Below are 12,719 nucleotides of genomic sequence, written 5' to 3'. Positions count from 1 at the left end.
CCACGATACGTCAGGCGAACTCCGTGGGGATCGCCGCGTACCCCCGGGCGAGGTGGAGCGCGTCCTGCGGCAGGCGGGCGATCGCCTCGGCGTGCCGCGCCCGCGCCTCGGCGAGGGGTTCGCGGCCGACGATTTCGCCCTCGCGTACGAACTCGGTCAGCAGCGGCACGCCGCCCTCCGGCACCAGCCCGGACGTGGTGACCAGCTCCGTCTCGTAGTGGTCCGACTTGTTCAGCAGGCGGTAGGCCTGCTTGCGCCCGCCCCGCGACGGCTTGCCGACCGACCGTTTGGCCACCGGTTCCAGCTTGCCGGTCCTGGTCTCGCGGGCCACCAGCTTGTAGACCAGCGCGGCCGTGGGCACGCCCGAGCCGGTCACCAGGGAGGTGCCGACGCCGTAGCCGTCGACCGGGGCCGCGGCCAGCGCGGCGATCGCGTACTCGTCCAGGTCGGAGGTGACCAGGATGCGGGTGTGGAAGGCGCCGAGCGAGTCGAGCTGCTCGCGTACCTCCTGGGCGGCGGCGGCCAGGTCGCCGGAGTCGATGCGGACGGCGCCCAGCTTCTCGCCGGCCAGCTCGACCGCGGTGCGCACGGCCTCACGCACGTCGTAGGTGTCGACGAGCAGCGTGGTGCCGGGGCCCAGCGTGGCGATCTGGGCCTCGAACGCCTGCTCCTCCGAGTCGTGCAGGAGCGTGAACGCGTGCGCGGCCGTGCCGGCCGTGGGGATCCCGTACAGCCGCCCGGCCTGCAGGTTGGAGGTGGAGGAGAACCCGGCGAGGTAGGCGGCGCGGGCGGCGGCCACCGCGGCCTGCTCGTGCGTGCGGCGGGCGCCCATCTCGATGATCGGCCGCTTGCCGGCCGCGTTCACCATCCGGGAGGCGGCCGAGGCGATCGCGCAGTCGTGGTTCAGCACCGAGAGGATCAGCGTCTCCAGCAGCACGGCCTCGGCGAACGTGCCCTCCACGACCATGATGGGGGAGGCGGGGAAGTACAGGTCGCCCTCGCGGTAGCCGTGGATGCTCCCCGAGAACCGGTACTCGGCCAGGAACGCGAGGGTCGGCTCGTCGACGACGTTGTGCTCCTGGAGAAAAGTGAGTTCTTCGTCACCGAAACGGAAGCGTTCCAGCTCGTCGAGGACGCGTCCCGCCCCGGCGACCACTCCGTAGCGCCGCCCGCCGGGCAGGTGGCGGGCGAACACCTCGAAGACCGCTCGCCGGTGTGCCGCGCCGCTTCGCAACGCCGCCTGCAGCATCGTCAGCTCATAGTGATCTGTCAGCAACGCGGTGCTCATGGTCATCGTCACGAGTCGAAGACTACGGCCCACATAGGGCAGACTCATGGATGTGGGTAGCACCGCTCCAATCACCGTCGAGCGTCCTTCACAGGACGTCCGGCCCGATCTGCCGTGGGTGACGATCGTCTGGAACGACCCGGTCAACCTCATGTCCTATGTGACCTATGTCTTCCAAACGGTCTTCGGCTACACCCGGGAGAAGGCCGAGAAGCTGATGATGGACGTCCACCACAAGGGGAAGGCCGTCGTGTCCAGCGGCACGCGCGAAGAGATGGAACGCGATGTGCAGATTCTCCACTCCTACGGCCTGTGGGCGACGGTCCAGCCGGATTCGGTCAAGTGAGGCGGTGCCGGTGAGCTCGGGGTTCTCCTCCGGACGCGACGGAGCGGTGATCGCGAAGTTCGAGGCCGCGGAGGTCTCGATCCTGTCCTCGCTCGTCGGGATGGTGCTCGGGCTGGTCGCGCCCGGTGAGACCAGCGACGACCCGCTGGAGCGGGCGCTCGGCATCGGCGACGGCGCGGCGCCGTCCGATCCGGTGCTGGCGCGGCTGTTCCCGTCGGCTTACGAGGACGAGGAGGAGTCGACGGAGTTCCGCCGCTACACCGAGGCGACGCTCCGCGACGGCAAGCGCGCCGACGCCCAGACCCTGCTCGACACCGCCGCGCCGGGCCGGGTGGAGCTCACTCCCGAGCAGGCCCAGGCCTGGCTGCGCTCGCTCAACGACGTCCGGCTCACGCTCGGCACCCGCCTGGAGGTGACCGAGGAGATCCACGACGAGCTCGAGTCGATGTCCGAGGACGACCCGCGCTACCCGGCGTTCGTCACCTACGACTGGCTCACCTACCTGCAAGACAGCCTGGTCCGAGCGCTCTGGTAACTTCCGCAGCATGCTGACCATCTCGAAGGAACTGGCCGACAAGATCGTCGCGCATGCCCGGGCCGACCACCCCGACGAGGCATGCGGCGTGATCGCGGGGCGTGACGGCGTCCCGGAGCGGTTCATCCCGATGGAGAACGCCGAGCGCTCGCCCACCTTCTACCGGTTCGACTCGATGGAGCAGTTCCGCGTCTGGCGTGAGATGGACGACCGCGACGAGGAGCCGGTGGTGATCTACCACTCCCACACGGCCACCGAGGCATACCCGTCGCGGACCGACGTCTCATACGCGTCAGAGCCGAACGCCCACTACGTCCTGGTCTCGACCAGGCACGAGACGGACGTCGAGTTCCGCTCGTACCGGATCCTGGACGGTGAGATCACCGAGGAAGAGGTAAGGTTCATCCCATGATGGGCTGGCCTGTGCAGAGTTTCCTCTTCGCGCACACTCCGGCTGTCCTCCTGTACGACTGTCGCTGGCTCTGATCAGGTAACTGAGCAGGAATCCCCAGACACCCGTCGGTGTTGCATGCCGATGGGGACGACGACCAGATCGAGGAGATTGACAGCGATGGCCATCGAGGTCCGCATTCCGACCATCCTGCGTAACTACACCGACGGCGCCAAGGCCGTCAGCGCCGAAGGCGCGACCCTGGACGAGCTGATCGCCAGCCTGGAGTCCCGCCACCCCGGCATCAAGGACCGCCTCGTCGACGACAACGGCCTGCGCCGCTTCGTCAACGTCTACCTGAACGACGAGGACGTGCGCTTCCTCGGCGGGCTCGGCACCCCCGTCTCCGACGGCGACACGGTGACCGTCCTCCCGGCCGTCGCCGGCGGGTGACATGCGGTTCGAATCGCTGACCGACTCGGTCGGCCGGACGCCCATGGTGGGGCTGCCGAGGCTGTCCCCGTCGCCCGAAGTGCGCGTCTGGGCCAAACTCGAGGACCGCAACCCCACCGGCTCCATCAAGGACCGCCCGGCGCTGTGGATGGTCGAGCAGGCGGAGAAGGACGGCCTGCTCACCCCCGGCTGCACGATCCTGGAGCCGACCAGCGGCAACACCGGCATCTCGCTGGCCATGGCGGCCAAGCTCAAGGGCTACCGCCTGGTGTGCGTCATGCCGGAGAACACCTCGGATGAGCGCCGCCAGCTGCTGCGCATGTGGGGTGCGGAGATCATCTCCTCGCCGGCCGCGGGCGGCTCCAACGAGGCGGTGCGGGTGGCCAAGGGCCTGGCCGAGTCCCATCCCGACTGGGTCATGCTCTACCAGTACGGCAACCCGGCCAACTGGCGCTCCCACTACGAGACGACCGGGCCGGAGATCCTCGAGGACCTGCCCACCGTGACCCACTTCGTGGCGGGCCTGGGCACCACCGGCACCCTCATGGGTGTCGGCCGCTTCCTGCGCGAGCGCGTGCCCGAGGTGCAGATCGTGGCCGCCGAGCCGCGTTACGGCGAGCTCGTGTACGGGCTGCGCAACGTCGACGAGGGCTTCATCCCCGAGCTGTACGACGAGTCGGTGCTGACCACCCGGTTCTCCGTGGGGTCGGCCGACGCGCTGCGCCGCACCCGAGAGCTGCTGTCCTCCGAGGGCATCTTCGCGGGCGTGTCCACGGGCGCGGCCCTCCACGCCGCCCTGGGCGTCGCGCGCAAGGCCGTCAAGGCGGGCCAGCGGGCCGACGTCGTGTTCGTGGTGGCCGACGGCGGCTGGAAGTATCTCTCGACGGGCGCGTACGAAGGCACCCTCGACGAGGCCGAGCAGCGCCTCGAAGGCCAGCTCTGGGCCTGAGACCGCGAAGGGGCGGCCGGCGCGCGCCGGCCGCCCCTTCGCGTCCCGTCATCAGTTGAACAGCACCCGCATGGAGAACGTCACTTCCGTGTCGGTCTGCTTGCCGCTGAGGCCGACGGCGCGCAGCACCTCCAGGTTGGCCTTCTCCTCGCCCCGCATGTTCGCGAGGTAGAGCTTCTCCACCTTGTCCAGGTCGACGAACAGGCCGTACGTGGCCTCGCCCGCGTCAGGGATGGCGGTCTGGAAGGTCTCGCTCTCGCCGAGCGTGCCCTCACCGGCGAGCGTCTTGGCGTACTCGTCGGTGGTCGCCACGGTGAAGACGCCGTCGCCGGCGACCTTGGCGATCTGCACCTGCTGCCCCTGGGCGTTCAGGCTCTGCTGCACCCGGTCCAGGATGGCCTGGGCCTTGGCGGCGTCGGTGGTGATCCGCACGCCCGCCTTGAACTGCTGGGTGTCGAGGCCCTCGCTGTCGACGGCCACGGTGAGATTCTGGCCGAGCACGGTGGCCAGGTCGTCCGGCAGCTTGAGCCCGAACTGGGTCTGCGCCTGCTGCAGGAACGTCTGGAACTCCTGGGACGCCCCGGCCGACTTCTGGATCTCGGCCCACTGCTTGGTGACGATCTTGTCCAGGCCGGAGATCGTGAGCGCGCCCGCGGTCGAGCCCGGCAGCGCGGCCAGGTTCGCGGTCGGCACGTCCTCGCCGCCGGTCAGGTCCTTGGCGCCGCGCAGCACGCCGGCGAGCTCGACGTACCCGCCGTCGAACCGCAGCGCGCCCGCGAACCTGGCGGTCTTGACCTGCTCGACCACCTGCTGCTGCTCGGCGGTCAGCGTCTCGCCCGAGAGCTCGGCGACCTTGCCCATGTGCGCCCAGAACGACAGCACGCCCTGCTCCCCGATGGCGCTCAGGTCGTCGCTGAAGTCGGCGTTGTCGGCCAGCGTGGTCTCCGCGGCCGCGTACTTGTCGGCGTTCTCCTGCGTCTCGGCGACGATCGCGTAGTCCTCGCGGAAGGCCAGTCCGTGCTTGCTCTTCCCCATCATCTTGGCGATGCCGGCCTTGGCGGCCGCCTCGTCCTTCACCTGGATCGCCATCGCGACGCCGGGCTCCTCGCCGCCGCTGGGCAGCACGCCGACCCCGACCCGGCTCCCGAGCCACGGGTCGATGTCCTTGGCGAAGTCGACGTCCTTGAGGCTGTTGTCGCTCTCCTTCAGGGAGTCGAAGAAAGCCTTGCGCGGGTCGTCGCCCTGGAAGGTGTCCTTGGTGGTGGAGAACTTCTGCGCGATCTGGAACAGGGCCAGCTTCTGGTTGGCGGCCGGGTCGAGGTCCAGGCGGACGTAGGCGATGGCGTCGGCGGGCAGCACGTCGTGCGGCTGCGTGCCGCCGCCGCCGAGGAACGAGCCCACGGCCCAGGCGCCGCCGCCGAAGAGCACCACGGCGAGCGCCGCCGCGACGGCGATCACCCAGCCCTTGCGGCCCTTCTTGGGCGGCTCGCCGCCGTGGCCGGGGAAATCCTGGCCCGGGGCCTGCCAGCCGAGCTGCTCCTGCTGCCCGTAACCCTGCTGTCCAAAGCTCTGCTGCCCGTAGCCCTGCTGCTGACCGTACTGCTGCTGCTGGCCGTACTGGGGCTGCTGGCCGTACTCAGGCTGCTGGCCGTACTGGGGCTGGCCGTACTGGGGTTGCCCGTACTGCTGCGGGTCGTAGCCGGGCTGGCCGCCGTGCGGAGGCTGCTGCCCGTAGGACGCCTGCTGCCCGTAAGGGGACTGCTGACCTGGGTCGGCCTGCTGACCGTACTGCGGCTGACCGTACTGGGGCTGCTGGCCGTACGGGGCCTGCTGCTGGTACGGCTGCTGCGGGGGGTACGGCTGGCCGTGAGACATAGGCGTCGTCGGCGGGTTCTCGGGCTGCTGCTCCTGATTCCACCGGAACGCTGTCGTCCGGTCAGGATCCTGCCCCGGCGGGGGATTATTCGCAGACATCACTCAACTCACAGTGTGGACATTTAAATCACACAGAAGGTAGCTGATGTTGCTAGACCCCCGCTTGCAATGCGCTGAAGTGTGCAGGCGGCCCGGTTTGGGGTGGGTTTCTGGATGTACAGTATGAACTCACTAGAATATAGTTCCGTACTTGAGGCAGGGGCGGATGACCAAGTTCGACGAGGCCACGCAGGCGATCCGGGTCGACGAGACCACCTACGACGTCTGCCTCGACCCCGGCTACCAGATCGGCGGCCCGCTCAACGGCGGCTACCTGATGGCGGTGGTCCTGCGGGCGGTGGTCGACGACTCGCCGTTCGCGCACCCGGTGAGCACCACCGCGCAGTTCCTCAAGGCTCCCGTGCCAGGGCCCGCCACCGTACGCGTCGAGCGGATCAAGACCGGCAAGACCGCCGCGTTCACCCGCGCCACCCTCGTCCAGGACGGCGTCGCGCAGATCGAGACCCTCGTCACCACCGCCACGCTGACCAACGCCGACCCCGTCTACGCCGACGGGCCCGCGCACGCCATGCCGCCCCTGGAGGAGTGCGTCAAGCTGCCGGACCCCAAGCCCGAGTCGAACATGAACATGAACGCCCAGGTGGAGGTCGTGTTCGACCCGCCGAGCATCGGCTGGCTCTCCGGCGCGCCCGCCGGCCGGCCCGAGTCGCGCGCCTACTTCCGGATGGCCGAGCCGCAGGACCCCGACCCGTTCGTGCTGGCGGTGGCCGTGGACGCGCTGCCGCCCGTGGTGTTCTCCGCCGGCCTGCGCGGCTGGGCGCCGACCGTCGAGCTCACCTGGCACCTGCGCGCGCTGCCCGCCCCCGGCTGGCTCACCGTGCTGGCCGGCGGGCGGCTCGTCGCCGACGGCTGGTTCGACGAGGACGCGGAGGTGTGGGACTCGACGGGCCGCCTGGTGGCGCAGTCGCGGCAGCTGGCACGGGTGGGGCGAGGTTGACACGCGCGCTGTGAGCATTCTTACGCAGTGAAAAGAGCGCAGGTCGCCTACCCTCTGAAGCGTGCCGGACGCGAGTATTGGGATCTTCGACAGCGGGGTGGGCGGCCTCACGGTCGCCCGGGCGATCATCGACCAGCTGCCCCATGAGTCCATCACCTACGTGGCCGACACGGCCCGGCAGCCGTACGGGCCCAAACGCATCGCCGAGGTGCGCGCCTACGCCCTGGAGGTGATGGACCACCTCGTCGAGCACGACGTCAAGATGCTCGTGATCGCCTGCAACAGCGCCAGCGCCGCCGTGCTGCGCGACGCCCGCGAGCGCTACGACGTGCCCGTCGTCGAGGTGATCCAGCCCGCCACCCGGCGGGCGGTGCGCGCCACCCGCAACGGCAGGGTCGGTGTGATCGCCACCCGGGCCACGATCGAGTCGATGGCCTACCACGACGCCTTCACCGCCGCTCCCGACGTCCAGCTCACCGGCGTGGCCGCCCCACACCTGGTGTCGTACGTCGAGCGCGGCGAGACGATGAGCGAGCAGCTCATCGAGGTCGTCCGCGGCTACCTGGAGCCCATCCAGGACGCCGGATGCGACACGCTCATCCTCGGCTGCACCCACTACCCGCTGCTCACCGGCGCGATCTCCTATGTCGCGGGCGACGGGGTCACGCTGGTGTCCAGCGCGGACGAGACGGCCAAGGACGTCTACCGCATCCTGCACGACCGCGGCCTGGCGGCCGGCGGCGAGGCCAGCCCCCGGCACCGCTTCCGCGCCACCGGCGACTCCACGCTCTTCGCCCGGCTCGGACGCCGCTTCCTGGGTCCGGAGATCGACGCGGTCGAAGTCGCTCCAGTGGGGGGTACCACCGTCAAGGGAGGCCCGCATGAAAGTGACCATCATCGGCTGCTCGGGAAGTTTTCCCGGCCCTGACAGCCCCGCGTCCTGCTACCTCGTCGAGGCGGAGGGCTTCCGTCTGCTGCTCGACTTCGGCAGCGGGTCCCTGGGAGTGCTCCAGCGCCACATCGGCCTGTACGACGTCGACGCGATCTGCCTGACCCACCTGCACGCCGATCACTGCCTCGACCTGTGCGGCTACCACGTGGCCCGCACCTACGGCCCCGACGCCCCGTACCCGCGGGTGCCCGTCTACGCGCCGGCCGACGCGCCGCGCCGGCTCGCCGCCGCCTACGGCATGCCGGACGAGCCCGGGCTGGAGACCGCCTTCGACTTCGCGGGGCTCGCGCCGGGCACGATCGAGGCCGGCCCGTTCACGGTGACCGCGGCCCTGGTCAACCACCCGGTGGAGGCGTACGGGTTCCGCGTCGAGCACGGCGGGCGCAGCGTCGTCTACTCCGGCGACACCGGCGAGTGCGCCGAGCTGGTCAAGCTGGCCGCCGACGCCGACCTGCTGCTGTGCGAGGCGTCGATGCTCGACGGCCCCGACCTGCCCACCGGGCTCCACCTGTCCGGCCGCCAGGCGGCCGAGCACGCCGCCGAGGCCGGGGCCGGGCGGCTCGTGCTCACCCACCTCGTCCCCTGGAACGACCCGGCCGACGTGCTGGACGACGCCACCCGCGGCGGCTTCTCCGGGCCGATCGAGCTGGCCCGCAGCGGCGCCGTCTACGACCTGGCGTGAGGTCGTGCGGGGCGGGGATAGGCTGATCTGCATGTCGCGACAGGATGGCCGAAACCCCGACCAGCTCCGCCCCATCACCATCACCCGCAACTGGATCACCCACGCGGAGGGGTCCGTGCTGGTGGAGTTCGGCCAGACGCGGGTGCTGTGCGCCGCGTCCGTCCAGGACAGCGTGCCGCGCTGGCGGCGCGGCACCGGCCAGGGCTGGGTGACGGGCGAGTACGCGATGCTCCCGCGCGCCACCAACACCCGCAACGACCGCGAGTCCGTCCGCGGCAAGATCGGCGGACGGACCCACGAGATCTCCCGCCTGATCGGCCGCTCGCTGCGCGCCTGCGTCGACTACAAGGCCCTGGGCGAGAACTCGATCCTGCTCGACTGCGACGTCCTGCAGGCCGACGGCGGCACCAGGACCGCCGCCATCACCGGCGCCTACGTCGCGCTCGCCGACGCCGTCGCCTGGATGCGCGAGCGCAAGATGTGCCCCGGCGACCCGCTCATCGGCTCGGTGTCGGCGGTCTCCGTGGGCGTCGTCGGCTCGGTGCCGATGCTCGACCTCTGCTACGTCGAGGACGTCGCCGCCGAGACCGACATGAACGTCGTCATGACCGGCGAGGGCAGCTTCGTCGAGGTGCAGGGCACCGCCGAGGGCGCCCCGTTCGACCGCGGCGCGCTCGACCGGCTGCTCGACCTCGCCGTGACCGGCTGCGAGGAGCTCACGCTCATCCAGCAGGAGGCGCTGTCCGCATGAGGATCTTGCTCGCGACCCGCAACCCCGGCAAGATCGCCGAGCTGCGGCGCATCCTCGCCGGGTTCGACATCGTGGGGCTGGAGGAGTTCCCGGAGATCGGCGACGTGGCCGAGACCGGCGTCACCTTCGAGGACAACGCCCTGCTCAAGGCCCGCGAGGTGGCCAGGCAGTCGGGCCTGCCCTCGGTGGCCGACGACTCCGGGCTCTGCGTCGACGTGCTCAACGGCATGCCCGGCGTGTTCTCCGCCCGCTGGTCGGGCCGTCACGGCGACGACCAGGCCAACCTCGACCTGCTGCTCGCCCAGGTGTCCGACGTGCCCGACGACAAGCTCACCGCCCACTTCACCTGCGTGGCCGCGCTGTCGCTGCCCTCGGGCGAGTCCAGGGTGGCCGAGGGCGTCCTGCCCGGTCATCTCGTGCGCGCCCCGCGCGGCTCGGGCGGCTTCGGGTACGACCCGATCTTCGTGCCCGACGGCGACAGCCGCACCACGGCCGAGATGACGGCCGGCGAGAAGGACGCGATCTCCCACCGGGGCCGCGCCTTCCGCGCGCTCGCGCCGATCGTGCACGAACTGCTGGCGCCGTAACCATCCCTTAAGACCTGCCGGGCGCCGCGCGGCGTAGCGTCGGAGTCGTGCGAAGTAATCAGGTCACGCCCGTCTGGGCGGGCGCGCTGGCAGGCATCGTGGCGGGCGCCGTGGCGCTCGGCGTCGCGCAGCTCGGCGCGGGGCTGGTACGAGCCTCGTCGTTCCCGGTCCTGGCCGTGGGCGACTGGGTGGTCGACCTGTCGCCGGCGCCGCTGAAGGAGTTCGCGATCCGGACCTTCGGCGAGAACGACAAGAACGTCCTCATCGGCGGCGTGCTCGTGGTGCTCACCCTGATCGCGGCCGGCATCGGCGTCGTGGCCCGGCGCCGCCGCGCGTACGGGACGGCGGGGCTGGCGCTGTTCGGGGTGGTGGGGCTGGTGGCGGTGCTGACCAGGCCCGGCGCGACGGCCGCCGACGCGCTGCCGACGCTGGCGGGGGTGGCGGCGGGCGCCCTGGCCCTGTCCTGGATCCTCCGCCGCGCCACCCCTTCCGTCCGCGAGGTTTCCGCCGGGGACGTCGAGCGGCCCGGGGTCATGTGGGCTCCGGGCATGCCGTACGCGTTCGACCGGCGCAGGCTGCTGACCGGGGCCGCCGGGGGAGTGGTGGCCGCCGGGGCCGCCGCCGTCGTGGGCCGTTCGCTCAGTGGTGCTCGCGCCGTCGACGCGGCACGGGTCAACGTCGCGATCCCCGCGCCCGCCGTGCCGGCCCCGCCCCTTCCGGCCGGAGCCGATCTCAGGATCAGGGGCCTGTCGCCGTTCGTCACCCCGAACGCCGACTTCTACCGCGTGGACACCGCGCTCATCGTCCCCCAGGTGGACCCGCGGGCGTGGACCCTGCGCGTGCACGGCCTCGTCGACCGCCCGATCGAGATCACGTACGAGGAGCTGCTCAGGCGCCCGCTCATGGAGGCCGACGTCACCCTCGCCTGCGTCTCCAACGAGGTCGGCGGCCCTCTGGTGGGCAACGCGCGCTGGCTCGGGGTGCGGATGGCCGACGTGCTGCGCGAGGCGGGGCTCCGCCCGGAGGCCGACATGCTGCTGTCGACCTCCTCCGACGGCTTCACCTGCGGCACGCCGGTGGACGTCGTCATGGACGGCAGGGACGCCCTGTTCGCCGTCGCGATGAACGGCGAGCCGCTTCCCGTGGCCCACGGTTTCCCGGTGCGGCAGGTGGTGCCGGGTCTGTACGGGTACGTCTCGGCGACCAAGTGGGTGGTGGACGTCAAGGCGACCAGGTTCGACACCGACGAGGCGTACTGGACGCCGCGCGGCTGGTCGGCCAGGGCGCCCATCAAGACGGAGTCCCGGATCGACGTCCCGGCGCCGGGGGCCACGGTGCCGGCGGGCCGCACCACGATCGCGGGCGTCGCCTGGGCTCAGCACAAGGGTGTCGACGCCGTGGAGGTACGGGTCGACCGAGGCGCGTGGCGGGAGGCCCGGCTCGCCCAGGTGCCCGGCCCGGACACCTGGCGGCAGTGGGCGCTCGACTGGGACGCCACGCCGGGGGATCACACGCTCGAAGTACGGGCGACGGACGCGGCCGGATACACCCAGACCGAGCAGCGCGCCCCGGTGATGCCCGACGGCGCCACCGGCTGGCACACGATCGACGTCCACGTCACCTGACTCGTCCGTTGATAGGGCGTTTGTGCTGGTAGGGCGCCCAGTCCTGGCCGAGAATCTTCCTGACTTTCGCCCCTGCGTCACGCTGTCCGCCCCTACGATCGGTCGTCGAGCAGTGACAGGAGGCAGGACGTGGCCCGCGACCGCAAGTCCGGCGTCCGGTGGGTCCTACCCGAGGGGCAGTACAACCCCGTGGTCGCAGACGGGGTGCGGTGGCTCGACTACGAGAACGCCACTGCCCCCGGACCGCCCGACTCCGAACCGACCGACCCATCCCCGACCGACCCCACGGGTGGCGGCGAACCCGTCCAGGGCAGCCGCGAAGGCCCCTGGAACTCCAGCCAGCCGCCCGCGGACGCGACGCTACGGCCTGCCGCGAGCCCGCGCCCGGGGGAGCACGCCGAGAGCCCCGGCAACCGGCTCGCCGACGGCCCGTCCCGTTCCTGGCGCGATGACCGGAATCCTGACGTTTCGGTACGCCGGCGGGACCGCGACGACCGGAACTCTGACGCCCCGGTGTGGCGGCGGGACACCGACGGCGATGCTCCGCCCGTGACGTGGCGTGGCGAGGATGCTGATGGTTCGCCCACCAGCAGTCCTGGTCAGCGGGACAGCGATAGTGCTGGCGATCCCTCTGCGGGGGATCCGACGTGGGGTGGTGGTGCGGATTCTGATGGTTCGCCCATCGGAGGTGCTGGTCAGCGAGGTGGCGCCAGTGCCGCGCCGCATATTGAGGGCACGGCGGGGCGTGGGAATGACGGTCTCCCTGCTGGAAGGTCGTTTCGGTGGGGCGATGCGGGACGGGACGGTTCGCCCGTCAGAGGTTTCGGTCAGCGGGGATCGGCGACGGTGGCCGGGGGTTCCGGGTGGCCGGTGCCGCAGGAGAACCTCGCCGATTCGCCTGCTGACGGGAGGGCCGGTACCCAAGGTGACGGGGCGTGGGGGAACGGCGGGTCCGGGAGTGAGATACCCCAGCCTGCCGAGGGTGCCGGGTTCGGTGGTAAGGCAGGGGCTTCGGAGGGTGGCGGCTCGCCGTCGTTCGAGCGGCGTGAAGGTGACGAAGAGGGTGGCGACTCGCGGCCGTTCGAGCGGCCTGAACGCGATGCGAATGGTCAGGGCGTCGCGCCTGCTGTCCCTCCAGTGAGCTTCCTCCAGGCGCGGATGAGGGCCGACGGCGGTGCGCCGGCACCGTCCGCAGGAGAGAGCGGCGGTCCCGTACGGGCAGGTGGGC

General features: G+C 71.0%; 13 protein-coding genes. 11 read left to right on the top strand and 2 right to left on the bottom strand.

All coding sequences use genetic code 11. The annotated features are described in order from the left end of the window. Positions 1–10: 10 nt before the first annotated feature. Positions 11–1,294 carry a nicotinate phosphoribosyltransferase gene (locus ACIBF7_RS25700; protein ID WP_246640380.1) on the bottom strand — a complete coding sequence of 428 codons (1,284 nt, stop codon included), beginning with the start codon at positions 1,292–1,294 and terminating at the stop codon, positions 11–13. Positions 1,295–1,340: 46 nt separating this feature from the next. Between ACIBF7_RS25700 and clpS the strand changes: the two genes are divergently transcribed. The 5 genes from clpS to ACIBF7_RS25675 all read left to right on the top strand — a co-directional run bounded on the left by clpS (position 1,341) and on the right by ACIBF7_RS25675 (position 3,962). Continuing rightward, a complete protein-coding gene (clpS, locus tag ACIBF7_RS25695; RefSeq protein WP_148034889.1) occupies positions 1,341–1,634 on the top strand; it encodes an ATP-dependent Clp protease adapter ClpS in 294 nt (97 codons plus the stop codon). Between the two features lie 46 nt (positions 1,635–1,680). Further along, the gene (locus tag ACIBF7_RS25690; RefSeq protein WP_271280148.1) at positions 1,681–2,169 is read left to right on the top strand and encodes a DUF2017 domain-containing protein; all 489 of its coding nucleotides are present in this window, start codon (positions 1,681–1,683) and stop codon (positions 2,167–2,169) included. A 10-nt stretch (positions 2,170–2,179) separates the two neighbouring features. Then, entirely contained in the window at positions 2,180–2,581 is a 402-nt protein-coding gene (locus ACIBF7_RS25685; RefSeq protein ID WP_148033869.1) for a Mov34/MPN/PAD-1 family protein, read from the top strand. Positions 2,582–2,740: 159 nt separating this feature from the next. Then, positions 2,741–3,013 (top strand): MoaD/ThiS family protein, encoded by a 273-nt coding sequence (locus ACIBF7_RS25680; protein ID WP_148033868.1) that lies wholly within the window; start codon positions 2,741–2,743, stop codon positions 3,011–3,013. Position 3,014: 1 nt separating this feature from the next. Continuing rightward, on the top strand, positions 3,015–3,962 hold the full coding sequence (locus ACIBF7_RS25675; protein WP_397198349.1) for a PLP-dependent cysteine synthase family protein: 948 nt from the start codon (positions 3,015–3,017) through the stop codon (positions 3,960–3,962). Positions 3,963–4,013: 51 nt separating this feature from the next. Here the strand turns inward: ACIBF7_RS25675 and ACIBF7_RS25670 are convergent, their stop codons facing one another. After that, positions 4,014–5,837, bottom strand: a complete 1,824-nt coding sequence (locus ACIBF7_RS25670; protein WP_397198348.1) for a DUF3352 domain-containing protein — start codon at positions 5,835–5,837, stop codon at positions 4,014–4,016. A 265-nt stretch (positions 5,838–6,102) separates the two neighbouring features. Here ACIBF7_RS25670 and ACIBF7_RS25665 point away from each other — a divergent pair, with 265 nt between their 5' ends. The 6 genes from ACIBF7_RS25665 (at position 6,103) to ACIBF7_RS25640 (ending at position 11,491) form a co-directional block, all read left to right on the top strand. Continuing rightward, on the top strand, positions 6,103–6,894 hold the full coding sequence (locus tag ACIBF7_RS25665; RefSeq protein ID WP_148033865.1) for a thioesterase family protein: 792 nt from the start codon (positions 6,103–6,105) through the stop codon (positions 6,892–6,894). Between the two features lie 61 nt (positions 6,895–6,955). Continuing rightward, on the top strand, positions 6,956–7,822 hold the full coding sequence (gene murI / locus ACIBF7_RS25660) for a glutamate racemase (RefSeq protein WP_397198347.1): 867 nt from the start codon (positions 6,956–6,958) through the stop codon (positions 7,820–7,822). Further along, complete coding sequence (locus tag ACIBF7_RS25655; RefSeq protein ID WP_397198346.1) at positions 7,776–8,528, top strand: MBL fold metallo-hydrolase; 753 nt, start codon at positions 7,776–7,778, stop codon at positions 8,526–8,528. Before murI ends, ACIBF7_RS25655 begins: the two co-directional genes overlap by 47 nt. 31 nt (positions 8,529–8,559) lie before the next feature. Then, positions 8,560–9,279 (top strand): ribonuclease PH, encoded by a 720-nt coding sequence (gene rph / locus ACIBF7_RS25650; RefSeq protein ID WP_148033863.1) that lies wholly within the window; start codon positions 8,560–8,562, stop codon positions 9,277–9,279. Continuing rightward, positions 9,276–9,866, top strand: coding sequence for an RdgB/HAM1 family non-canonical purine NTP pyrophosphatase (gene rdgB / locus ACIBF7_RS25645; protein WP_397198345.1), 591 nt, complete (start codon positions 9,276–9,278; stop codon positions 9,864–9,866). The genes rph and rdgB overlap by 4 nt, the downstream gene beginning before the upstream one ends. A gap of 47 nt (positions 9,867–9,913) precedes the next feature. Next, on the top strand, positions 9,914–11,491 hold the full coding sequence (locus ACIBF7_RS25640) for a molybdopterin-dependent oxidoreductase (protein WP_397198344.1): 1,578 nt from the start codon (positions 9,914–9,916) through the stop codon (positions 11,489–11,491). The last annotated feature ends 1,228 nt before the right edge of the window (positions 11,492–12,719 follow it).

The sequence above is a fragment of the Nonomuraea sp. NPDC050478 genome (genome assembly GCF_044458265.1).
GTDB lineage: Bacteria > Actinomycetota > Actinomycetes > Streptosporangiales > Streptosporangiaceae > Nonomuraea > Nonomuraea ferruginea.
Note: the sequence above shows the minus strand (reverse complement) of the source record. Positions and strands in the feature narration are given on the sequence as shown.